Origin of the sequence: Pseudosulfitobacter pseudonitzschiae (assembly GCF_002222635.1) — a bacterium.
GTDB classification, from domain to species: domain Bacteria; phylum Pseudomonadota; class Alphaproteobacteria; order Rhodobacterales; family Rhodobacteraceae; genus Pseudosulfitobacter; species Pseudosulfitobacter pseudonitzschiae_A.
Genome location: NZ_CP022415.1, coordinates 2,854,455 through 2,876,578 on the forward strand (window position 1 = coordinate 2,854,455; position 22,124 = coordinate 2,876,578).

At 59.1% G+C, this 22,124-nt stretch carries 20 protein-coding genes and 1 tRNA gene; 8 read left to right on the forward strand and 13 right to left on the reverse strand.

All coding sequences use genetic code 11. The features are described 5' to 3' along the window. Positions 1 to 54 precede the first annotated feature (54 nt). Complete coding sequence (gene clpB, locus SULPSESMR1_RS14085; RefSeq protein ID WP_089421387.1) at positions 55 to 2,670, reverse strand: ATP-dependent chaperone ClpB; 2,616 nt, start codon at positions 2,668 to 2,670, stop codon at positions 55 to 57. Positions 2,671 to 2,961: 291 nt separating this feature from the next. Here clpB and SULPSESMR1_RS14090 point away from each other — a divergent pair, with 291 nt between their 5' ends. Together SULPSESMR1_RS14090 and pyrF are read left to right on the forward strand one after the other, a co-directional pair. Next, the gene (locus SULPSESMR1_RS14090) at positions 2,962 to 3,336 is read left to right on the forward strand and encodes an orotidine 5-phosphate decarboxylase (protein ID WP_157729025.1); all 375 of its coding nucleotides are present in this window, start codon (positions 2,962 to 2,964) and stop codon (positions 3,334 to 3,336) included. A gap of 206 nt (positions 3,337 to 3,542) precedes the next feature. Next, the gene (gene pyrF / locus SULPSESMR1_RS14095) at positions 3,543 to 4,241 is read left to right on the forward strand and encodes an orotidine-5'-phosphate decarboxylase (RefSeq protein ID WP_089421389.1); all 699 of its coding nucleotides are present in this window, start codon (positions 3,543 to 3,545) and stop codon (positions 4,239 to 4,241) included. Positions 4,242 to 4,434: 193 nt separating this feature from the next. Here the strand turns inward: pyrF and SULPSESMR1_RS14100 are convergent, their stop codons facing one another. After that, entirely contained in the window at positions 4,435 to 4,863 is a 429-nt protein-coding gene (locus SULPSESMR1_RS14100) for an NUDIX hydrolase (protein ID WP_345889514.1), read from the reverse strand. 51 nt (positions 4,864 to 4,914) lie between these two features. Between SULPSESMR1_RS14100 and SULPSESMR1_RS14105 the strand changes: the two genes are divergently transcribed. Continuing rightward, positions 4,915 to 6,168, forward strand: coding sequence for a DNA polymerase IV (locus SULPSESMR1_RS14105; protein WP_089421391.1), 1,254 nt, complete (start codon positions 4,915 to 4,917; stop codon positions 6,166 to 6,168). On the opposite strand, the gene SULPSESMR1_RS14110 is transcribed toward SULPSESMR1_RS14105, so the two are convergent. Then, positions 6,169 to 6,855: a nitroreductase gene (locus SULPSESMR1_RS14110; protein WP_089421392.1), complete on the reverse strand. Its 687-nt coding sequence runs from the start codon at positions 6,853 to 6,855 to the stop codon at positions 6,169 to 6,171. A gap of 75 nt (positions 6,856 to 6,930) precedes the next feature. Further along, on the reverse strand, positions 6,931 to 7,791 hold the full coding sequence (locus SULPSESMR1_RS14115; RefSeq protein WP_089421393.1) for an N-formylglutamate amidohydrolase: 861 nt from the start codon (positions 7,789 to 7,791) through the stop codon (positions 6,931 to 6,933). A gap of 149 nt (positions 7,792 to 7,940) precedes the next feature. Between SULPSESMR1_RS14115 and SULPSESMR1_RS14120 the strand changes: the two genes are divergently transcribed. The 3 genes from SULPSESMR1_RS14120 to yghU all read left to right on the forward strand — a co-directional run bounded on the left by SULPSESMR1_RS14120 (position 7,941) and on the right by yghU (position 9,259). Then, a tRNA-Val gene (locus SULPSESMR1_RS14120) sits at positions 7,941 to 8,015 on the forward strand. An 83-nt stretch (positions 8,016 to 8,098) separates the two neighbouring features. Further along, a complete protein-coding gene (gene ykgO / locus SULPSESMR1_RS14125) occupies positions 8,099 to 8,224 on the forward strand; it encodes a type B 50S ribosomal protein L36 (protein WP_005850168.1) in 126 nt (41 codons plus the stop codon). A gap of 159 nt (positions 8,225 to 8,383) precedes the next feature. Continuing rightward, complete coding sequence (gene yghU, locus SULPSESMR1_RS14130; protein ID WP_089421394.1) at positions 8,384 to 9,259, forward strand: glutathione-dependent disulfide-bond oxidoreductase; 876 nt, start codon at positions 8,384 to 8,386, stop codon at positions 9,257 to 9,259. A 39-nt stretch (positions 9,260 to 9,298) separates the two neighbouring features. On the opposite strand, the gene SULPSESMR1_RS14135 is transcribed toward yghU, so the two are convergent. Together SULPSESMR1_RS14135 and SULPSESMR1_RS14140 are read right to left on the reverse strand one after the other, a co-directional pair. Beyond that, on the reverse strand, positions 9,299 to 10,969 hold the full coding sequence (locus tag SULPSESMR1_RS14135) for an ABC transporter permease (protein ID WP_089421395.1): 1,671 nt from the start codon (positions 10,967 to 10,969) through the stop codon (positions 9,299 to 9,301). A gap of 51 nt (positions 10,970 to 11,020) precedes the next feature. Then, positions 11,021 to 11,908: an alpha/beta fold hydrolase gene (locus SULPSESMR1_RS14140; protein WP_089421396.1), complete on the reverse strand. Its 888-nt coding sequence runs from the start codon at positions 11,906 to 11,908 to the stop codon at positions 11,021 to 11,023. 166 nt (positions 11,909 to 12,074) lie between these two features. Between SULPSESMR1_RS14140 and SULPSESMR1_RS14145 the strand changes: the two genes are divergently transcribed. Continuing rightward, a complete protein-coding gene (locus SULPSESMR1_RS14145) occupies positions 12,075 to 12,521 on the forward strand; it encodes a DUF305 domain-containing protein (protein ID WP_089421397.1) in 447 nt (148 codons plus the stop codon). A gap of 4 nt (positions 12,522 to 12,525) precedes the next feature. Continuing rightward, complete coding sequence (locus SULPSESMR1_RS14150; protein ID WP_089421398.1) at positions 12,526 to 13,272, forward strand: MauE/DoxX family redox-associated membrane protein; 747 nt, start codon at positions 12,526 to 12,528, stop codon at positions 13,270 to 13,272. Between the two features lie 87 nt (positions 13,273 to 13,359). On the opposite strand, the gene SULPSESMR1_RS14155 is transcribed toward SULPSESMR1_RS14150, so the two are convergent. From SULPSESMR1_RS14155 to SULPSESMR1_RS14185, 7 genes are all read right to left on the reverse strand, one after another. Then, on the reverse strand, positions 13,360 to 14,565 hold the full coding sequence (locus SULPSESMR1_RS14155) for a phenylacetate--CoA ligase family protein (protein WP_089421399.1): 1,206 nt from the start codon (positions 14,563 to 14,565) through the stop codon (positions 13,360 to 13,362). A gap of 57 nt (positions 14,566 to 14,622) precedes the next feature. Further along, positions 14,623 to 15,447, reverse strand: coding sequence for an ABC transporter ATP-binding protein (locus tag SULPSESMR1_RS14160; protein ID WP_089421400.1), 825 nt, complete (start codon positions 15,445 to 15,447; stop codon positions 14,623 to 14,625). A 70-nt stretch (positions 15,448 to 15,517) separates the two neighbouring features. Next, on the reverse strand, positions 15,518 to 16,801 hold the full coding sequence (locus tag SULPSESMR1_RS14165) for an ABC transporter substrate-binding protein (RefSeq protein WP_089421401.1): 1,284 nt from the start codon (positions 16,799 to 16,801) through the stop codon (positions 15,518 to 15,520). Between the two features lie 91 nt (positions 16,802 to 16,892). After that, positions 16,893 to 17,969, reverse strand: coding sequence for a branched-chain amino acid ABC transporter permease (locus tag SULPSESMR1_RS14170; protein ID WP_089421402.1), 1,077 nt, complete (start codon positions 17,967 to 17,969; stop codon positions 16,893 to 16,895). A 93-nt stretch (positions 17,970 to 18,062) separates the two neighbouring features. After that, entirely contained in the window at positions 18,063 to 19,079 is a 1,017-nt protein-coding gene (locus tag SULPSESMR1_RS14175) for a branched-chain amino acid ABC transporter permease (RefSeq protein ID WP_089421403.1), read from the reverse strand. Between the two features lie 32 nt (positions 19,080 to 19,111). Continuing rightward, positions 19,112 to 19,930, reverse strand: coding sequence for an ABC transporter ATP-binding protein (locus SULPSESMR1_RS14180; protein WP_089421404.1), 819 nt, complete (start codon positions 19,928 to 19,930; stop codon positions 19,112 to 19,114). Positions 19,931 to 20,024: 94 nt separating this feature from the next. Next, the gene (locus SULPSESMR1_RS14185) at positions 20,025 to 21,995 is read right to left on the reverse strand and encodes an AMP-binding protein (RefSeq protein ID WP_198362801.1); all 1,971 of its coding nucleotides are present in this window, start codon (positions 21,993 to 21,995) and stop codon (positions 20,025 to 20,027) included. Positions 21,996 to 22,124: the final 129 nt, after the last annotated feature.

The window sequence follows — 22,124 nt, forward strand, 5'->3', positions numbered from 1 at the left end:
CAAACGCAAAAAGGGCGCCCTACTTGGGCGCCCTTTGCTGTTTCGTGATATGGCTCAGTGAACCACAGCGTCGTCCGGTCTGGGCCGGTTGGTCCCGCCAACACGGTCACCAATAATCAGCCCCTCGCTGCCAGCCGTGACGGGGATCGTGTCGCCGTCCATGACATCCCCGGCCAGCAACATCTCGGCCAGCGGGTTTTGCAGCGTGTTCTGGATCACCCGTTTCAACGGACGCGCCCCGAACACCGGATCATAGCCTTCGTCAGCCAGCCACTTGCGTGCGCTGTCGTCCAGATCCAGCGATATCTTGCGCGCAGCAAGACGTTTCAGCAAACGCGCCATCTGGATATCGACGATACCATCCATGTTATCACGGCTGAGGCGATCAAAGATGATCGTTTCGTCCAGACGGTTCAGGAACTCGGGGCGGAAATGTGCCCGTACCGCGTCCATCACGTCGCGTTTGGCCCCGGCCATGTCACCGCCTTCGGGCAGTTGGCTGAGCGCCTGTGCGCCGAGGTTGCTGGTCAGGACGATCAGTGTCTGCTTGAAGTCGACCTTGCGGCCCTGACCATCGGTCAGCACCCCGTCGTCAAGGACCTGCAACAGCACGTTGAACACATCCGGGTGCGCCTTTTCGACCTCGTCGAACAACACGACCTGATAGGGTCGGCGCCGCACCGCTTCGGTCAGGACGCCGCCTTCGTCATAGCCGACATAGCCCGGAGGGGCCCCGATCAGACGCGCGACGCTGTGTTTTTCCATGAACTCCGACATATCCAGACGCACCATCGCGTTGTCGTCGTCGAACAGGAAATTTGCCACGGCCTTGGTCAACTCGGTCTTGCCGACGCCAGTTGGTCCGAGGAACAGAAAACTGCCCAGAGGACGGTTTTCGTCGTTCAGACCGGCCCGCGCTCGGCGCACCGCATTGGCCACCGCGTGCACGGCGCTGTCCTGACCCACCACACGGCTGTGCAACTGGTCTTCCATGCGCAACAGCTTGTCACGTTCGCCTTCCAGCATCCGCGACGTCGGGATACCGGTCCAGCGCTCGACGACGCTGGCGATCTGTTCAGGGCGCACGGTGTCGGCGGTCTTGGCGTCCGCCTCGGTCGCGTCCAGCGTTTCAAGCTGGCGCTCCAGTTGCGGGATCACACCATAAGACAGCTCGCCCGCCTTTGCCAGATTGCCCTCGCGCTTGGCGATGTCCAGATCGGCACGCGCACGGTCCAGCTGTTCCTTGATACCCTGCGCCGAGGCGATGGCATCGCGGTTGGTCTGCCACTGCGCCGTCATTTCGGCGCTTTGATCCTGCAGATCGGCAAGATCCTTTTCCAGCGTTCCAAGACGGTCCTTGCTGGCCGCGTCATCCTCGGCGCGCAGAGCTTCGGCCTCGATCTGCAATTGCAGGATCTGTCGGTCGATCGCATCGAGCTCTTCGGGCTTGCTGTCGACTTCCATGCGCAGACGGCTGGCCGCCTCGTCCACCAGGTCGATGGCCTTGTCCGGCAGGAAACGGTCGGTGATATAGCGATGGCTCAGCGTTGCCGCTGCGACCAAGGCGCTGTCACTGACCCGCACCCCGTGGTGCATCTCGTATTTTTCCTTGATGCCGCGCAGAATGCTGATCGTGTCTTCGACCGTGGGTTCCTGCACCATCACGGGCTGGAACCGGCGGGCCAATGCCGCGTCTTTTTCCACATATTTGCGGTATTCAGTCAGCGTGGTCGCACCGATGCAGTGCAATTCACCCCGCGCCAGCGCCGGTTTGATCAGGTTGGCCGCATCCATCGCGCCATCGGCCTTGCCCGCGCCAACCAGCGTGTGCATTTCGTCGATGAACAGGATGATCTCGCCCGCAGCATCGGTGACTTCGTTCAGGACCGCCTTCAGACGTTCCTCGAACTCGCCACGATACTTGGCTCCGGCGATCAGCGCGCCCATGTCCAGCGCCAGCAACTTCTTGTTGCGCAGGCTTTCGGGCACGTCGCGGTTGATGATGCGCAAAGCCAGACCTTCGGCAATCGCGGTTTTACCCACGCCCGGTTCCCCGATCAGAACAGGGTTGTTCTTGGTCCGGCGGCTGAGCACCTGCATCGTGCGGCGAATTTCCTCGTCGCGGCCGATGATCGGGTCGATCTTGCCTTGCTTGGCCCGCTCGGTCAGGTCGGTGCTGTATTTCTCCAACGCTTCATAGCTGTCCTCGGCACTGGCTGAATCTGCCGTGCGCCCCTTGCGGATGTCGTTGATCGCCGAATTCAGCGCCTGCGCCGTGACTTCGCCCTGTTCAAGCGCCATCTTGGCACCGGATTTGACCATGCACAGCGCCATCAGGATACGCTCGACCGGCACAAAGCTGTCGCCCGCCTTCTTGGCCAGCGCTTCGGCCTCGGCCAGAACCTTGGCCGTGTTGTTATCCAGATAGACCTGCGCCGCTTCGCCGGTGACGCGGGGCATCTTGTCCAACGACAAGGTCAGCGCTTCGGTCACGCGGGCGGGCTTCCCACCGGCCCGTCCGATCAGATTGCTGGCCAACCCCTGATCATCATCCATCAATGCTTTCAATATGTGCTCGGGCGCCAGACGCTGATGGCTTTCCCGTGTGGCGATCGTCTGCGCTGCTTGCACGAAACCGCGCGACCGCTCTGTGAACTTGGACAAGTCCATAGATATTCTCCTTTGTAAAAGCGCCCCGATAATGCCGCGTGCCTGACTATGCAGCACACGCAACGGTGAAGGGCCTTGATCCCAATTTGGGCACCCCGAGATCATCGTTCAAGATTTCGTTAGATAGAAATCGCCGGTTTTGCGCCAAGGTCGGTTTACAGGGATGCCTGATCCCCGCCCGTCGCTGTGTAGCACCGAAATAGACGCAGCCGCCCATCCCACAAGGAATCTACAGCAATCGCTTCGATAATAATCACTATAAGTCAATGACTTATAAAGAGCCACTCACTCATGAAACAAAAACTACATATGAAACGTTTATTATCTACAAGACAACAAACAGGTGTCAGAATGCAACATCCGGTTGAGCTAAACAGCGTGATCTACAATGCAACGACGCAAAGTTTCGAAGCATTGGTCACAGTCCACGCGCCCCAAGGTGCGCGCAAGTATGCGTGCGCCATCGATGCACCGATCACAATGACATACGCCAATGCGGCTTCGGGCCTCGCAACGCAGGCGCTGCGGCGTCATGCGGGACCGCACGGCCTGTCGTCTTCTTCTACTTTGACCGACGCGCAGAACCGAGCCCGTGCGGGCAAGTTCCAAACGCGCCAGAACGTGAAAATGAACCCCATTGCTATGCTGCGTCGCCTCGCTGCATAGCATAGCGGCTTGGTCGAATGTGTAATCTGTCCCCGCACATTTGACGCCGCGCTTCCAGAGACATGTGCCTGCCTGCTAGGTCTCTGATGCTCTGCCCGGATGCGCTTTTGGCCATCCGGGCTTTTTTGCCGACATGCGCCGCCCCGCAGACTTGCCGCAAGCAGCCCATTCGCGCTAAGCGCTTCACAGCGCAAAGGAGCCCGCACATGACCCAATCGCCCAATGACCGCCTGATCGTCGCCCTTGATGTTCCAAATGCCATCGCCGGACTGAAACTGGCGCAGGATCTTGGCGACGCCGTGACGTTTTATAAAATCGGACTGGGAATGCTGACAGGCGGCGGGCTGGGGCTGGCAAACGAGTTGAAGCAGGAACAGGGCAAGCGCATCTTTCTTGACATGAAACTGTTCGACATCGGCGCCACCGTCGAGGCGGCGGTGCGGGGACTGGCGCAATTCGAACTGGATTTCCTGACCGTGCACGGCGACCCGCACGTGGTCCGCGCCGCCAAAGAGGGCGCTTCCGGGACGGACATGAAAATCCTCGCGGTCACTATCCTGACCTCGCTGGACCGCGCCGATCTGGACGACAGCCTGATCAAGGACGGCACCACCGCCGATCTGGTGGTCGAACGGGCAGGCCGCGCATTTGAAGCAGGGGCCGACGGTATCATCGCCTCGCCGCAAGAGGCTGCGATGATCCGCGCCTTGCCCGAAGCAGCGAACCGCCTGATCGTCACACCCGGCGTGCGTCCTGCGGGGGCCGACTTGGGTGATCAGAAACGCGTGGCGACACCGGCACAGGCGATCACCGACGGGGCAGATCACATCGTTGTCGGACGTCCCATTTGGGCCGCAGCCAACCCCACCCAAGCAGCAAAAGACATCCTCGCCAGCCTGCCGTGACAGCACAGAATGTGGGAAATTTGGCACAGGCCACAGCATATAGGACGGGTCAGGATTTCCTTACTCGCGCAAAACGCGAAAACTGGGTATGTAATATGACAGGTGATACTCCCCGACGAACTGGTTCTTCCTGAAGTTCGTCACCTCCCCCCGCTCATTTTGCGGGGGGCCTTTCTTTTGAATATCAGCTTTCTCACACTTCAAACGCATCTCCCGCAGTACCTGACAGAAACAGCGCCAACCGCGTCTGAAACTGCGGCACGGCTTTGGGATGGGCGATAAATATCTGTGGCGCCATCAACTGCCAGCTCTGGCCTTCGTCCCCCAGAACAATCCGCCCTCCTGCCTCTTGCGGCAGATGACCTGCAAAGAACCATTTGTCGCCATCATCCTCGATAAACCGCTTGCCCCAACTCACAGCTTCTGCCGGAACATTCAGCCCCAGTTCCTCGCTGGTTTCGCGCAACGCGCAGGCCAGCGGGCTTTCATCGCCCTCGCGTCCGCCACCGGGCAGGTCCAGATAATCAGGCCACGGAATGCCGGCAATATCGTCGCGCCGGATCACCGCCAGCCGTGCACCAATAAAAAGCGCCAGCTTGGCGCCTGCAAATAGCATGTTCATTCCCGCATTCCCGCGCTAAACTGGCCCCCACTCTAGCACAGATGCAATGCCATGCCTGCCCTTTGCCGAGACTGCCTGCACCAATTCGACACCGCACGCCGCTGCCCGGCCTGCGCCAGTCCGCGTGTCGTCGCACACCCCGAACTCGACAGTCTGTGTATTGCCCACATGGATTGCGACGCCTTCTATGCCTCGGTCGAAAAGCGCGACAATCCCGACCTTGAGGGCAAGCCGGTGATTATCGGCGGCGGCAGGCGCGGTGTCGTCTCCACCGCTTGCTATGTCGCACGCATTCGCGGTGTGCGCTCGGCTATGCCGATGTTTCAGGCGCTCAAGCTGTGCCCCGATGCGATCATCGTCAAACCGCGCATGGCCGCCTACGTCGAAGCGTCCCGTGCCATTCGCGCGATGATGGAGGACCTGACCCCCGCCATCCAGCCCCTTTCACTGGACGAAGCGTTCATGGACCTTGGTGGCACGCAACGCCTGCACGGCGCACCGCCCGCAGTCATGCTGGCACGGCTGATCCAGCGAATGCGCACCGAATTGGGCCTGACTGGTTCAATCGGCCTGTCGCACAACAAATTTCTGGCCAAAATCGCCTCTGACCTGGACAAACCGCACGGGTTTTCGGTAATCGGCAAGGCCGAAACAGAAAGCTTTCTGCATGATAAGCCAGTGCGCCTGATCTGGGGTGTTGGCCACGCGGCACAAGCGTCTCTGGACAAGGCAGGGATACGCAGTTTTGCAGACCTCAAACGCTGGGACCAGCAGGATCTGCTCGCCCGTTTCGGCGCGATGGGCGATCGGCTGTGGCACCTGGCACGCGGCATCGACGCGCGGCGGGTGACAGCCCACGAGCCGATGAAATCAATTTCAAACGAAACCACCTTCAACGACGACACCGCCGATCCCGACATTCTTGACGGCCATTTGTGGCGCATGGCTGAAAAGGTGGCAGATCGCGCCAAAGCCAAAGATCTGGCGGGCCGCGTCGTCACCCTGAAACTCAAACGTGCGAACCACACCACGCTGACGCGGCGCCTGTCCTTGCACAGCCCGACGCAAATGGCCGATACCATCTATCGCACCGCCCGCGCCCTGTTCGAGCAGGTCGGCAACGAAGGCCCCTACCGTTTGCTGGGCTGCGGCATCTCGGATCTTGTAAACGCAGACCGGGCCGACACCGAAGGCGACCTGCTGGACCCCGACAAAGCCAAGCGCAGTCAGGCTGAACGCGCCACGGACCAGATTCGTAGCCGCTTTGGCCCTGATGCAATCGTTAAAGGCCGCGCGCTACGCTGATCACGGACAATCTTGGTCGAACCCTACAAACCGCGCGGTTTCACCCACATTCCGCCGCCGTGACACGACCGAGTTGGCCGAAAATCCTTCATCCGGCCACCCCAGTGCCACACAGGTCAGAATCACCTGATCATCCGGAATGCCGGCATTTTCACGCACCACAGGCGACTGCATGATCCCCTGACCGTTGATCACAGCTCCTAAACCACGGCTCCACGCGGCCAGAACCAGACCATAGGTCACAGCGCCCAGATCAAAATGTGCAATCGTGTCGTCCTCCAGCCCCTTGTCGAAGGTCACGACAACCGACACCGGCGCATCAAACTGGCGAAAGCCACGCATCACCCAATCCTGTCGCTTCTCCTTGTTATCGCGCTCGATACCCATCGCCTCGAACAACTGAATTGCGATCTCGACCTGCCGGTCGCGATGCACCCCCTGATAGGCTCCGTGACTTGAGATTTCACGCTGCGGCGGCACGCCTGAAAGCATCCGCTCGGAATTGCCTGTGCGTACTGCCTCTAGTGGCGCACCGGTCAGAACATGAAAATGCCAAGGCTGGGTGTTCATTGACGACGGCGCACGGTTGGCCAGCGCGATAATCTCTTCCAGCAGTTCGCGGGGCACCGGATCGGGCTTGAATCCTCTGATGCTGCGCCGTTCCGAAATTGCCTGATCCAGATTCATCACTGTCTCTCCCCTGAAAAGTCAGTGCAACGCTACCTGCAAATACCGCAAGAGCCAGTGTAACGAGGCGTCAGATCATTCGGCAGCCAGCGGCATCCGCCCCTGACCGATCTGCGCAATCTCGCCCACTACCGCCGCCAGACGCGCCCGCACCTCGTCAAAGCTACCGTTGGGTCGCACCAGCGCCTCATTCATGTACAAACTGCGGTCGATTTCGACCTGCACCGCATGTTGCCCGCGCGTTGGACGCCCGTAGGCTTGCGTAATATAGGCTCCGGCAAAAGGCGCATTGCGGGTCACGACGAATCCTGCGGCGACAAAAGCCGCCTCGATCTGGTCCACCACCTCGCCCGCAGCAGCAGCGCCAAAACGATCGCCCAACACAACGTCGGGGCGTTTCATTCCGCCACGCACCACACTGTCCATCGCCTCATGTGGCATGGAATGACAGTCAATCAACACCGCCTGCCCGTGCCGCCTATGTGCGTCATCCAGCAGGTGTTGCAGCATCCCGTGATAGGGTCGCCAATACATTTCGATGCGCCGTTCCGCTTCCTCAATGGACAGCTTTCCACGATAGATCGCCCGCCCGTTCGCCACGACACGCGGCACCACCCCCAACCCCGATGCGACTCGCGGATTGTGCCCCTTCTGGCGTACACCTTCGATTAGCGCAGGGTCCAGTTCGTCCGCCGCGCGATTCAAATCGACAAAAGCACGCGGCGCGCCTGCTTTAAGAAAGCACGCGCCAAAACGGGGTGCGCAATCAAACAGCATATCGACAAAGGCATCTTCGGACGACCGCACCTGATGCTCGTTCAGAACTGTCGTCCGCAAGAATCGCCAAGGATAATCCCGCCCGGAATGAGGCGACGCAAATACAACACAGGACGTGTTCGCGTCCGGGTGCAACACTTCGTAGGCAAGCTTGGGCATGGCGTCTCCTCATGTTATTAGCATAGCGCATGAAATACGCGTATCAAAAGCCCTTGATCCCGCTTCCGACTCCTTTTATACGCCCCCCTACCGGCGCGAAATCTCGCGCCCCAATTTCGTTTGGGGCAAAGTTTTGCGAAGGCCAGAGTGGGCGATTAGCTCAGCGGTAGAGCACTTCGTTGACATCGAAGGGGTCACAAGTTCGATCCTTGTATCGCCCACCATTCTATTCACAGTTCGGGCACCCCGCCCGGACACCCGCAACCCCGGCGCTGCTTCGCGCCATGAAACATGAGGAAGAAGCGCCATGAAGGTTCGCAACTCGCTCCGCTCGCTCAAAAACCGGCACCGTGACTGCCGCGTTGTGCGTCGCAAAGGCCGTGTGTACGTCATCAACAAGACGCAGCGCCGGTTCAAAGCCCGCCAAGGCTGAGCTTACGCCAGATCAATTTTGAGAAAGCCGTCCCTTGGGGCGGCTTTTTTATTGCCTGCACCGGGGGGAGGCACCTGCTGATGATGCACCCGCATGGTCTTGCGCCTTCCGCACAAGACCATAAGTTGTCACCAAACCACTCACCGAAAGGCAATTATAATGACCGACACGTACACGCCCCCAGAGGTCTGGACATGGGACACAGAAAGCGGCGGCCGATTCGCCAATATCAACCGTCCCATCGCGGGCCCGACCCACGACAAAGAACTGGAAGTCGGCAAACACCCCATGCAACTGCATTCGTTGGCCACGCCGAATGGTGTCAAAGCGACCGTTATGCTGGAAGAGCTGCTGGAAAAAGGTCACGCAGGCGCGGAGTACGACGCCTATCTGATCAACATTGGCGAAGGCGACCAATTTTCCTCGGGTTTCGTCGAAATCAATCCGAACTCGAAAATTCCCGCGTTGATGGACCGTTCAGGCGACACGCCCGTGCGCGTCTTTGAAAGCGCATCGATCCTGTTTCATCTGGCCGAAAAATTTGGCGAATTCCTGCCCGCCTCCGGCCCTGCCCGCACCGAAGTAATGAACTGGGTGATGTGGCAGATGGGCAGCGCGCCCTATCTGGGTGGCGGCTTTGGCCATTTCTACGCTTATGCACCGGAAAAGTGGGAATACCCGATCAACCGTTTCACCATGGAAGCAAAGCGCCAGCTTGACGTACTGGAACGGCAACTAGCCGACCATCCCTATATCGCCGGTGATGACTATACGATCGCAGATATCGCGATCTGGCCGTGGTACGGCCAGTTGGTTCTGGGCCGCCTCTACGACGCCGCGACCTTCCTTGACGCGGAAAGCTATACCAACGTGCTGGCTTGGGCGAAAAAGATCGACGAACGCCCCGCCGTAAAACGGGGCCGCATGGTCAACCGCACCTTTGGTGCACCCGAATTCCAACTGCGCGAACGCCACGACGCATCGGATTTCGAAACCAGAACATGGGACAAAATCGGTGACGACAGCGAAAGCTGAAGCAGACCTATGCGGGCGGCCCTCTGGGGCTGCCCGCGATTACCGGCTGCGCCCGACCTGACGACAGATCAGAATCACCGGCAGCACCCCGACCGCAACAATCACCAGCGATGGCACCGCAGCCCCGTCCAGCCGCTCGTCACTGGCCAACCGGTATGCCTGAACCGCCAATGTGTCATAGTTGAACGGACGCATGATCAGCGTCGCTGGCAGCTCTTTCATCACATCGACGAAAACAATCAGCGCCGCCGTCAGCAGGCTGGGCGTCAAAATCGGCAAATGCACACGGCGCAAGGTTGCCATCGGCCCTTTGCCCAACGACCGGCTGGCCGCATCCATGTTCACATGCACCAGCGCCTGCCCGCCCTCGTATGCCCCCAACGCCGCCGCTAGAAACCGCACCATGTAAGCGATGATCAGCAGCCAGATCGAACCGGTGATCAGCAGGCCCGTCGAGATATCGAAGGTGGCCCGCATCCACGCATCCAGACGGTTGTCAAAAGCGGCAAAGGGCACCATCAGCCCCACCGCGATCACCCCGCCCGGCACCGCATAGCCCAGCCGCGCCACATAAGCGGCCCCGCGTGCCAATGATCTTGGCTGAATGCGGTTGTAAAATCCAACGGCAATCGCCGCACCAAGGGTCAGAACAGCCGCAATGGCCGCCAACATCAGCGAGTTTTGCGCAAATCCCAAATAGCGGGCACTGGTCAGATCCTGCTCGGACCCCAGCCCCATTGCCACCAAGGCCACGATGGGCAGCAGCGCGCCCAACAGCACCGGCACGCCGCACAGCACCATTGCCAGCGCAGCACGGATGCCCGTCAGCTCAACGGGCGGGTTGCCACCTTTGTTGCCACGGGATGGATCATGATATTTCGCCCGCCCCCTTTGCGCACGCTCCAGCATCGCCAGCAACAGCGCAAAGCCCAGCAGACACAACGCCAGTTGCGCAGCCCCCGTGCGATCCCCCAGACTGAACCAACTGGTGTAAATACCCGTGGCAAAGGTCTGAACACCAAAATAGGCAACAGTGCCAAAATCGGCGATGGTCTCCATCACCGTCAGCAGTACGCCCGCCGCAATTGCAGGTCGCGCCAGCGGCAGGCTGACCTTGAAAAACGCGCCCCAGACCGAACTGCCCAAGGCCCGCGCCGCTAGGAACGTGGTGCCCGATTGCTGTAAAAACGACGCCCGCGCCAACAGATAGACATAAGGATATAGCACCAGCACCAGCATCAACGCCGCCCCGCCAAGGCTGCGGATTTCGGGAAACCAATAGTCGCGCGGCCCCCAACCCATCACGGCCCGCAGCGTCGATTGCACCACGCCGGGGTGATCCAGAATACTGGTATAGGCATAGGCCAGCACGTAGGCCGGAAAGGCCAACGGCAACACCAACGCAATTTCGAACAGCCCCACACCGGGGAACCGTGTCATCGTCACCAACCATGCGGCACCGACACCGATCATGAACGTCCCGCATGACACCAGCAGAACCAGCGCCAGCGTATTACCCGCATAGCGCGGCAGCACCGTCTGCAAAAGATGCCGCACCGTGTCAAAGCCGCCGCCAATCGATGCCAGAAAAACCGCGACCATCGGCAACAGACAGACGCCCGCCGCCAGCAATGCCACCGTCGCTAACCCGCGCGGAGCCAGCCGCGCCCGTGCAGGCCGCCCCGCAGTATTCAATGCCTGATCGCTCATAGCCTGTATTTCGACTATTTCTGTCGGAATGACCAGACCATGCCCTGCGTGTCAGCCCTGTTCGAAGAACTCCAGAATATCATCGAACACACGCGGCTCGGCCACATAAAGCAAATGCCCCAAGCCGGGATAAAAGGTAATCGGCGCGCCGCCAATTTCCTTGGCAAACCGGCGCACCTGATGTGGCCGGAACACCGTGTCAGCGCTGCCTGCATAGAAATGCACCTGTCCGGGCGGCAGTGTGAACCCCTTGGGCAACTGCCATCCGACCAGCGCCATCGTATGCGCCTTGAAAATATTGAACGACGGCTCGATTACGATCTTTTTCGGGCGGCTGGTAATGCGGGCAATGTCATCGGCCCGCTCGGGCGAACGCGCGCCCTGCCGTCCGAACAACAAAACCGGAAAGTAGTCCTCCCAGACCTTGCGCGTGTTCACCGACTTTGCCCGCGTCGCAGCCACCAGAATGTCGTCGATCCCGCGCAGCCCTGTCTGCGCGCCACCGCCGAACTCTACCGCGCTCGACATCGCCGCCACTTGCGCACGCGGACCGATCTGCTTGGCCGCCAGCATTGCAATCGGCGCACCAGTGGAAAAGCCCAACAGCTTGATCTGCTTGTCAGGATAGCGCTCGGCCAGCGTAACGATGGTCTGTGCGGCACGTGCAATATTCAGCGGCCCGTCCAGCGGCCGCCCGTCCATACCGGGAAACCTGTACGCGGCAAAAGCATAGCCCTTGGACCGCCATTCTACCACAGGATCGAAAATGCCCAGCGGCGTCATCGATCCGGGAACAAGGATCAGCAGCTTGTCCTGCACCGCTATATCTGCGGCATTGAACAACAACGGCGTCACGGGTGCGTCCATTGTTTCAGACTTGGACCCGCAAGCCGCCAACGCACCGTACGCAATCAAAACCAACACCCGTACCATCCACATGCGCGCGCCTGCCCCTGATCTGCACAACGATCCTGATGGCAGTCCTAGCCGCCGCACGCGGCATCCGCCAGCCACCCATCATCACGTTTTCTCCACAACGCGCAAAGAAACTTCGGAACCTTCCTGCGCTGGAAACCCGTTTTACCGATAGTACAAGGAGAGTGAGATGAGCCACTACACCCGATTTTTCGCGATGATCCTGACATCAAGTGCCGTCATGTTCGTGGCCATGTATTTCAACACCTACGCCTTTGATCACGTCTATTTCAGCGAAACCCGCGCATGGATGGCAGTTTATATGGGCGCGCTGATGATGGCGGTGATGCTGCTGTTTATGTGGGGCATGTACCCCAGCCGCTCGGCCAACATCGGCATCATCGTGGTCTCAGCGGTATTGTTCGGTGCGGGCCTTTGGGGTGTCAGATCACAGCAAACCGTGGATCAGATCGACTGGATGCAGGCGATGATCCCGCACCATTCCATCGCGATCCTGACCAGCGAACGAGCGCATATCACCGATCCGCGCGTGCGCGAACTGGCTAACGGTATCATCGCGGCACAACGCAAGGAAATCAACGAGATGCAGGCGCTGATCACTGACCTTAAGGAGTAACACAATGCCCCGCAAAACCGCCCGCCTGTACCGCATGGTCATGCCAGACCATCTGTGCCCATTCGGCCTGAAATCAAAATCCCTGCTACAGCGTAACGGCTACACCGTCGAAGACCACCACCTGACCACCCGCGAGGAAACCGACGCCTTCAAAGCCGAACATGATGTAAAAACCACGCCTCAAACCTTTATCGGAACCGAGCGTATAGGCGGCCACGACGACCTGCGCCGGTTTTTCGGTCAACACGTTAGCGACGGCGACGAAAAGACCTATCGCCCTGTGCTGGCCATTTTTATCATCTCGTTTCTGATCGCGCTGGCCATTGCAATGACCACCTACGGCACGCCACTCAGCTGGCGTGTAATCCCGTGGTTTGTCGCCACCGCCATGACCATTCTCGCCTTGCAAAAACTACAGGACGTTGAACAGTTTTCAACGATGTTTCTGGGCTATGACCTGCTGGCACGGCGCTGGGTGCCCTATGCCTATATCTACCCCTACGCCGAAGCCGTCGCAGGCGTGCTGATGCTGGCGGGTGTCGCCCTGTGGCTTGCAGCACCCTTGGCCCTGTTTGTGGGCACAATCGGCGCAGTATCAGTGATCAAGGCGGTCTATATCGACAAACGCGACCTAAAATGCGCCTGCACGGGCGGCAACGACAATGTACCCCTTGGTTTCATCTCGCTTAGCGAAAACATCGCAATGGCAGGCATGGGCACATGGATGCTGATCCGCATGATCGTGGGCTGATCCTTCATCTTGCTAAAAAACTCCGGGGGCGCGCCGCATGGCGCGGGGGCCGAGCCCCCCAAACAGCCTATGCGGCCGGCGACATTCTCAGTCGTATGTACGCTGGTCTTCAATCACCAAACCGTCGCGCGGCAGACTGCCCAAAGGCACGATCTCGACCGTGCTTTTCAGCTTCAGCGTGTCGACCACGCTTGTGGCAAAGGTCTGCGCATCGCCACCATCGGATTCAATCTGCACTGTCATCGCATCCTGCTGCCCGTCACGCCGTGCCACCACGCGGGCACGCGCGATGTCGGGGTGTTTGGCAACCAGTGCTGCCACCTGCTCGGGGCGCACGAACATTCCTTTGATCTTGGTGGTCTGGTCGGCGCGCCCCATCCATCCTTTTATGCGCATGTTGGTGCGCCCGCACGGGCTTTGTCCGGCCATCACGGCGCTCATGTCGCCGGTGGCAAAACGGATCAGCGGATAATCCGGGTTCAACGATGTCACGACGACCTCCCCCACTTCACCCGGTTCCACAGGATTGCCGGTGCCGGGCGTCAGGATTTCCACGATCACGCCTTCGTCCACGATCATGCCCTCCATCGCCGGTGTCTCATAAGCGATGTTACCCAGATCGGCAGTGGCATAGGATTGCAAACAGGCGATACCGCGGTCAGCGTATTCCTGACGCAGGCTGGGAAACAGCGCGCCGCCGCCGACAACCGCGCGCGACAACTTCAGCGTCACGCCCATCTCGTCGGCCTTGTCCAAAATCACCTTCAGATAATCCGGCGTACCCGCATAGGCGGTGGTGCCGATGTCACGCGCCGCGATCACCTGCAGTTCGGTCTGTCCCGTGCCCGCAGGCAGCACGGCCGCGCCCACCGCCCGCGCGCCAGATTCAAAAATCATGCCCGCAGGCGTCAGATGATAACCAAAGCAGTTCTGGACGATGTCACCCTTGCCAATGCCCGCCGCGTGCAAAAAGCGCCCCATCCGCCACCAGTCGTGACTGATCCCCCCCGGCTCATAGATCGGACCGGGCGACTGGAACACATGCGCCAGATTGCTGACGGCGATCCCTCCAAAGGGTGGATTTTCCTTTTGCGACGCCGACAGGTCCGATTTACGCATTACAGGCAGCGCCACCAGATCGTCGGGGCCCTGAACTTCGGCCGCAGCCGCACGCCAATCCGCAGGTGCCTGCGTGATCGACGCCAGACGCTTGCGCAGCAGGGTGGCCTGTTCGGCCCGCCGCTGGTCCGCGCTGCGGGTTTCCAGATCATCAAAGTACGCTGTGTCCGGCATCGGAAAATGTCCTGTTCGTCTGTTTGAAAATAGGCTGCAGCCCGCAATCCGCTTCGGTCAGCTCAGCCAACGTTTGCGACGGCGGTAAGATCGCACATCGCGAAACGATTTGCGGCCTTCGTCCGACATCCCCAGATAGAATTCCTTTACATCGGGGTTCTCGCGCAGTTCGGCTGCGGGGCCGTCCATCACCACGCGGCCCGATTCCAGAATATAACCATAGTGCGCAAAGCGTAGCGCCACGTTGGTGTTCTGCTCTGCCAGCAGGAACGACACGCCTTCGTTCTCGTTCACCGATTTCACAATCGTAAAAATCTGCTCTACCAGTTGCGGTGCCAGACCCATGCTGGGTTCGTCCAGCAGGATCGTTTCAGGGCGGCTCATCAGGGCGCGTCCAATCGCACACATCTGCTGTTCGCCCCCGGAGGTGTAGCCGGCCTGCGATTTTCGCCGCTCGCGCAGGCGCGGAAAATAATTGTAAACCATTTCAAGGTCCGCCGCCGTAGCGCCCTTGCCGTCGGTGCGCGTATAGGCACCGGTCAGCAGGTTTTCCTCGATGGTCAAGTGTTCAAAACAGTGACGGCCTTCCATAACCTGCACCACTCCACGTTTTACGGTCTCGGCAGGGTCTGTGTGCTGGATCGCATCACCGCGATATTTGATCGACCCTTTGGTGACTTCGCCACGCTCGGATGCCAACAGGCCACTGATCGCTTTCAGCGTTGTGGTCTTGCCTGCGCCGTTGCCGCCCAAAAGGGCCGTAATCCCGCCTTTGGGCACCGACAGGCTGACGCCCTTCAGCACCAGAATGACGTGATTATAGATCACCTCGATATTGTTGACCTCAAGCAAGGTCTCGTCAGTTTTTCCGGCGTCCAGCATGATCAACGTATCCCGATGGAAATGTTCAAGAAAGTCTCCGGCGACGGCCTGCGCCGCCGGAGAAAGGGGTTTAGTTGCAACGCGGCTCGATGGAGTTTTCAGCCGCATAGGCAGCGGAATCTTCGGCCACCAAACGACCGATCAGCTCGCGATCCGTCGGTTTGAATTCGGAAACAAAATTCCATTCTCCCGCCGCTGCATCCCATTGGGTCACGCCCACCAGACCGGGGCCACCATGCTGTTCGCACGACACTTTGAACTCGGGGCCAAAGTTGGGAAGGCCCAGCTCGGCCATCTTTGCTTCGGTGATTTCGAGTGCTTCCATTCCATCGCGCATCATCGCAGGAGTGATGTCCGGTGTGCCGTGGATGTCCTGAGCGGTTTTCGCAGCTTCGGCGGCCAGCATCGCAGCATACATACCACGGTTATACTGGACCGTACCGATCTGGTCGCCCGCACCGGCAGCCTTGCCAGCATCCACGACATATTGCTGGATATCGTCATAGACAGGATAGTCTTTGCCCACACCGTGGAACGTCAGCGCCTTATAGCCATTGGCTGCGGCACCCGCAGGGATCACGTCTGCTTCGGAACCCGACCACCACACGCCGATGAAGTTTTCCATCGGATAACGGATGTTCACGGCCTCTTGCACCGCAACTTGGTTCATTACACCCCAGCCCCACATCACGACATAGTCGGGACGGTCACGACGAATTTGCAGCCACTGCGATTTTTGCTCCTGACCGGGGTGGTCGACGGGCAGCAATGTCAGCTCAAAGCCGTGGATCTTTTGCAGTTCTTCCAACGTGCGGATCGGCTCTTTGCCATAGGCCGAGTTGTGGTAGATCAAGGCGATTTTCTTACCGTTGATGTCACCACTGTTCTCGTCCAGCAGGTAGTTGATCGCGCCCGATGCACCATCCCAATAGTTGGCAGGATAGTTAAAGACGTGGCTGAACACAGTGCCGTTGGCGGCAGATGTCCGGCCATAGCCCATCGAGTGGATCGGAATACCGTCTGCTGTCGCTTTTGGGATCAGTTGGTAGGTGATACCAGTGGACAGCGGTTGATAAACCAGCGCGCCTTCACCTTTGGTGGATTCGTAGCATTCCACGCCTTTTTCGGTGTTATAGCCGGTCTCGCATTCTACCATGCGGATCTTGGCACCTCCAATGCCGCCATCACGCTCGTTCAGCAGAGTGAAATAATCGGCATAGCCATCCGCAAAGGGAATGCCGCTGGCCGCATATGGACCAGTCCGGTAGCTCAGCGACGGGAACACGAGGTCCGCCATCACCGGGCCCGCAGTCATAACAGCCGCGACAGCCATTGTTGCAAACTTCATCTTCATCGGTGTTTCCTCCCTTGGTTTTTCCGATGCAGCCCCTTTCGGAACCTGCGTAGGGCGGGGTTTTCCCCGCCAGTCTTGGCAACCAGCCCCGCTAATGCGGGAATGGCCACAATCTCAATTTCTCTTTGGTCACGCGCCACAGCTGCGCGATGCCATGCGGTTCAGCGATAAGGAACACGATGATCAGTGCCCCCACGATCACCAGCTGCAAATGCGCCACGATATCCGTCGGCCATCCCAGCCAGTCCACGCCCACAACCTTCAGCGCCACGGGCAACAACACCAAAAACGCCGCTCCGGCAAAGCTGCCAAAGATGCTGCCCAGCCCGCCGATGATGATCATGAACAGCACCAGAAACGATTTGTTGATGCCAAACGCCTCGCCCACCTCGACAGCGCCCAAATAGACACTGAAGAACAACGCACCCGAGATGCCAACAAAAAACGACGATACGGCAAAGGCGCTCAATTTGGCGGTCAATGGGTTCACCCCGATGATCTCGGCGGCAATGTCCATATCCCGAATGGCCATCCATTTACGCCCCACCGACCCACGGGTCAGGTTGCGCGCAATCAGGGCACTGACAACGGTAAAGACCAGACAGAACAGATAGGCAGCCCAGGCTTCGGTGTTCGGCCCGGTGATCAGCACGCCAAAGGTCTCGCGTTCGGGCGCGTTGATCTGACCCGAAGCGGAATAGTTGTAGAACCACGGCACGCGGTTGAACAACCAGACCAGAAAGAACTGCGCCGCAAGTGTCGCCACCGCCAGATAGAACCCTTTGATCCGCAAAGATGGCAGCCCAAAGAGCATCCCCACCGCTGCCGTGATCGCACCGGCCAGAATGACGTGAATGAACATGCTCACGTCAGGAAACGCTGTCATCAGTTTATAACAGGCATAGGCTCCTACAGCCATGAACCCGCCCGTGCCCAAAGAAACCTGACCGCAATAGCCGACCAGAATGTTCAACCCGATCGCCGCAATCGCATAGATCAGAAACGGCAGGAAAATCGAGTTCACCCAATAGTCGTTGACCATGAACGGAATGACACAAATCGCAATGAACAGTACAAAGTAGTACCGCCACCGGTCGAACTTGATCGGAAAGGTCTGGCTGTCTTCCTTGTAGGTCGTGCGAAATTCGCCCGCTTCACGATAAAACATCAGAGATCTCCCACAGCCCGCAGGCCTTTGTTTCTTTTGGCCGGAAATATCCCGGGGGTGCGGGGGCTGGCCCCCGCTGTGGCTCGCACCGGATCAAACACGTTCAATGATCTTCTCCCCGAACAAACCTTGCGGGCGGAACACCAGAAACAACAGCGCCAGCATATAGGCAAACCAGTTTTCGGTGGCCCCACCCAGAAATGGCGCGCCAATCAGAAACTCGAACAGCTTCTCGCCCACGCCAATGATCAGACCGCCAACAATCGCACCGGGAATGGATGTGAAACCGCCCAGCATCAGCACCGGCAGCGCCTTGAGCGCGATCAGTGACAACGAGAATTGAACGCCCGACTTTGCGCCCCACATGATGCCCGCCACCAAAGCGACAAAGCCTGCCAGCGACCACACAAGTATCCAGATAAAGTTCAGCGACACACCCACAGACAACGCCGCCTGATGGTCGTCTGCCACAGCCCGCATCGCGCGGCCCTGTTTGGTATACTGCGCAAAGGCCACCAGGGCCGCGACCAGCACCATCGCCACAAGCGCCGCGACGATATCCAGGCTGTCGATGAAAAAGCCGTAGAACCCTTCGCCGCCCAGTCCCTGCGTCGCCTCTTCGACCCAGACGTTCCCGCCTTGCGGCAGGCACGCGCCCGCAGCCCAGCACAGGTCCAGCGTCTTGATCTCCGAACCCCACATCAGGTCTGCGAGGCCTTCGAGGAAATAGGCCAGACCGATGGTTGCCATAAACAGAATGATCGGCTCTTGCCCCACCAGATGCCGGAACACGAACCGCTGCACGGCCCAAGCCAGCGCAATCATCACCAATACGGTCAGAAACACCGCAAAAACCGAATGCAGGTTCCAGCCAAAGGTCGACACATGCACGCCAAAGGTCGCGTTGATCAGATGCGCAAAGGGCACCTGCCCGTTCTGGAAACCCACCAGCGTCATCGCCGCAAACAGCGCCATGACCCCTTGGGCAAAGTTAAAAATACCCGACGCCTTGTAGATCAACACAAAGCCCAGTGCGACCAGCGCATAAAGCACCCCGGCCATCAGCCCGTTCAGGAACACCTCGACCGTATAGAGAAAAGCCTCAGACATCGCGCAGTTCCTTCACATTCCACATCGTTGCATCAGTCATGTGCGACCCCCAGATAAGCGTCGATTACTGCCTGATTGCCGCGCACCTCGTCGGGGGTGCCGTCACCGATCTTCTTGCCGTAATCCATCACGACCACGCGGTCGCTCAGGTCCATCACCACGCCCATGTCGTGTTCGATCAGGGCGATGGTGGTGCCGAATTCGTCGTTCACATCCAGGATAAAGCGGCTCATGTCCTCTTTCTCCTCGACGTTCATCCCCGCCATTGGCTCGTCCAGCAGCAGCAAGGACGGCTCGGCAGCCAGCGCGCGTGCCAGTTCGACCCGTTTTTTCAAACCGTAAGGCAGACGCGCCACAGGCGTCTTGCGGATCGCCTGAATTTCCAGAAAATCAATGATCCTCTCGGCGACTTCACGGTTGGCGGTCTCTTCCGCCTCGGCCTTGCCCTTCCACATCGACTGCCAGAACAGGCCGGTCTCCATATGGGTCAAGCGCCCTGTCATCACGTTGTCCAGAACAGTCATGCCCTCGAACAGCGCGATGTTCTGGAATGTCCGCGCAATACCTTGCCGTGCCACCTGAAACGGCTTCATCGGCGGACGCAGCGCACCTTGATAGAACACTTGTCCGTCTTGCGGCACATAAAATCCCGAGATCACGTTGAGCATTGACGATTTGCCCGCCCCGTTCGGCCCGATGATTGCGCGGATCTCGCCTTGGCGGATATCAAACGAGATGTCCTTGATCGCCTCGACACCGCCGAAGCGTAGGGTGATGTTCTTCATCTCCATGACCACCGGACCAATCTTGCGTCCATCCGCGGTTGTGTAGCCTTCTGCTTGATCCAGCATCACACCTCCCCCTGCTTCTCTGGTTCTAAGAATTCCCCGTCCGAGCGACGACTTGCCAAAGCCCGAAGGCCGACGGGATGCGATACAAAACCCATCATTCCGCCGCCATCCGCGTGGTGACCTGCTCGACAGCTGCCGTCCGAATTTCCAGCGTCGCCTTGATCGCGCCCTTGCGACCGTCCTCATAGGTCACTTCTGTCACCGTACTGATGTGATCGGACCCGTCGTACATCGCCGTGATGATGTCGTGGAATTTCTCCTCGATCTTCTTGCGGCGCACCTTGCGGGTGCGGGTCAGCTCGCCATCGTCGGCGTCCAGTTCTTTGTGCAGCACGACGAAACGGTGGACCTGACAACCCGACAGCATCTCGTCGTCGGCCACCGAGCGGTTGGTTTCCTCGACGTGGCTCTGGATCATGGCCAGCACCTGCGGATGGCCCGCCAGTTCCTGATACGAGGCATAGGCGATGTTGTTACGCTCGGCCCAGTTGCTGACCGCTGTCAGGTCGATGTTGATAAACGCGGTGCATTCGTCGCGCCCGTTTCCAAACACGACCGCTTCCAGAATGTTGGGATAGAACTTCAGCTTGTTTTCGACGTACTTCGGCGCAAACAGCGACCCGTCGGCCATCTTGCCCACGTCTTTGGCACGGTCGATAATGCGCAAATGGCCTGTGTCCGGCTCGATAAAGCCCGCGTCACCCGTGGCCACCCAACCTTCGGCGTCCTTGGTGTCGGCGGTGCTTTCGGGGTTTTTGTAATACTCAACGAACACGCCCGGCGAGCGATAGTACACCTCGCCCGTGTCGTTGATCTTCAACTCGACCCCGGGACAAACTACGCCCACGGTGTCACTACGCACTTCGCCATCGGGCTGTGCGGTGATGTAAACGGTGGCTTCGGTCTGGCCGTAAAGCTGTTTCAGGTTGATCCCCAGCGAGCGGTAGAAATCAAAGATTTCCGGACCGATCGCCTCGCCCGCCGTATAGCCGACGCGCACGCGGGTGAAGCCCAGCGTGTTTTTCAGCGGGCCATAGACCAGCAGATCGCCCAGCTTGTATTTCATCCGGTCCATGAACCCGACAGGCTTGCCGTCCAGCAGCGCCGGACCCACCTTGCGTGCGTGCGCCATGAAGTGATCGAACATGCGTTTCTTCAGCTTGCTGGCATCCTCCATGCGGATCATCACGTTGGTCAGCTGGGTTTCAAACACGCGCGGCGGGGCAAAGTAATAGGTCGGCCCGATCTCGCGCAGGTCGGTCATCATTGTCTCGGGGCTTTCGGGGCAGTTGGTGCAATACCCTGTCCACAACGCCTGTCCGACGGAAAAGATAAAATCGCCCACCCATGCCATCGGCAGATATGCCAGAATGTCATCTGTCTGGCGCAGATGGTCGAATTCCGAACTCGTGCGCGAGGTTTCGATCACGTTGCGGTTGCTCAGCACCACGCCCTTGGGGTTGCCCGTGGTGCCCGATGTGTACAGCATCACGGCGGTGCTGTCGTAATCCAGCTTGGCGATGCGCGCCTTCATGTCTGCGATCAGGTCGTCGCGCTTGGCACGTCCGGTTTCCTGCACCTGCTCGTACGAGCGCAGCTTTTCATGATCGTATTTCCGCAAGCCGCGCGCATCAAGATAGATCATCTCTTCGAACTGCGGCAGTCCGCCCTGAATATCCATGACCTTATCGACCTGCTCCTGGTCGCCCGCGATCACGTATTTTGCACCGCAATGGCCAAGGGTATAAGCCATTTCTTCGGCAGCCGCGTCATTATAGAGCGGCACCGGAACGGCACCGCACATCTGCGCGGACATCATCGCCCAATACAGCCGTGGCCGGTTGCGCCCGATCACCGCGACAAAGTCGCCCTCGGCCACGCCAAGGTCGATCATACCCAACGCCAGCGCCTCGATTTCCTCAAGTGCCTGCGACCAGCTCCAGCTTTGCCAGATGCCGAATTCTTTTTCGCGGTAAGCAGGAGCATCTGCGAACTTGGTCGCATTGCGGTGCAGCAACGCCGGTATGGACGTCAGTCCATCGGCGCCTTCCAGCGTCTTGGTCAATGTGTTCTCCTCCCAAACCCGCCGCGGTTGCCGCGACAGGCCCTTTTCGCACGACTTGCGAATCCTCACCGCAAATCATGTTCGAAGCACACTCGCGGTCAACTTTTTCGTGATGTTTGCCAAATTCTA

Coding starts and splice junctions, on each gene's coding strand:
- clpB (WP_089421387.1), bottom strand. CDS start 2,670: ATGGACTTGTCCAAGTTCACAGAGCGGTCGCGCGGTTTCGTGCAAGCA.
- SULPSESMR1_RS14090 (WP_157729025.1), top strand. CDS start 2,962: ATGAAACAAAAACTACATATGAAACGTTTATTATCTACAAGACAACAA.
- pyrF (WP_089421389.1), top strand. CDS start 3,543: ATGACCCAATCGCCCAATGACCGCCTGATCGTCGCCCTTGATGTTCCA.
- SULPSESMR1_RS14100 (WP_345889514.1), bottom strand. CDS start 4,863: ATGAACATGCTATTTGCAGGCGCCAAGCTGGCGCTTTTTATTGGTGCA.
- SULPSESMR1_RS14105 (WP_089421391.1), top strand. CDS start 4,915: ATGCCTGCCCTTTGCCGAGACTGCCTGCACCAATTCGACACCGCACGC.
- SULPSESMR1_RS14110 (WP_089421392.1), bottom strand. CDS start 6,855: ATGAATCTGGATCAGGCAATTTCGGAACGGCGCAGCATCAGAGGATTC.
- SULPSESMR1_RS14115 (WP_089421393.1), bottom strand. CDS start 7,791: ATGCCCAAGCTTGCCTACGAAGTGTTGCACCCGGACGCGAACACGTCC.
- ykgO (WP_005850168.1), top strand. CDS start 8,099: ATGAAGGTTCGCAACTCGCTCCGCTCGCTCAAAAACCGGCACCGTGAC.
- yghU (WP_089421394.1), top strand. CDS start 8,384: ATGACCGACACGTACACGCCCCCAGAGGTCTGGACATGGGACACAGAA.
- SULPSESMR1_RS14135 (WP_089421395.1), bottom strand. CDS start 10,969: ATGAGCGATCAGGCATTGAATACTGCGGGGCGGCCTGCACGGGCGCGG.
- SULPSESMR1_RS14140 (WP_089421396.1), bottom strand. CDS start 11,908: ATGTGGATGGTACGGGTGTTGGTTTTGATTGCGTACGGTGCGTTGGCG.
- SULPSESMR1_RS14145 (WP_089421397.1), top strand. CDS start 12,075: ATGAGCCACTACACCCGATTTTTCGCGATGATCCTGACATCAAGTGCC.
- SULPSESMR1_RS14150 (WP_089421398.1), top strand. CDS start 12,526: ATGCCCCGCAAAACCGCCCGCCTGTACCGCATGGTCATGCCAGACCAT.
- SULPSESMR1_RS14155 (WP_089421399.1), bottom strand. CDS start 14,565: ATGCCGGACACAGCGTACTTTGATGATCTGGAAACCCGCAGCGCGGAC.
- SULPSESMR1_RS14160 (WP_089421400.1), bottom strand. CDS start 15,447: ATGCTGGACGCCGGAAAAACTGACGAGACCTTGCTTGAGGTCAACAAT.
- SULPSESMR1_RS14165 (WP_089421401.1), bottom strand. CDS start 16,801: ATGAAGATGAAGTTTGCAACAATGGCTGTCGCGGCTGTTATGACTGCG.
- SULPSESMR1_RS14170 (WP_089421402.1), bottom strand. CDS start 17,969: ATGTTTTATCGTGAAGCGGGCGAATTTCGCACGACCTACAAGGAAGAC.
- SULPSESMR1_RS14175 (WP_089421403.1), bottom strand. CDS start 19,079: ATGTCTGAGGCTTTTCTCTATACGGTCGAGGTGTTCCTGAACGGGCTG.
- SULPSESMR1_RS14180 (WP_089421404.1), bottom strand. CDS start 19,930: ATGCTGGATCAAGCAGAAGGCTACACAACCGCGGATGGACGCAAGATT.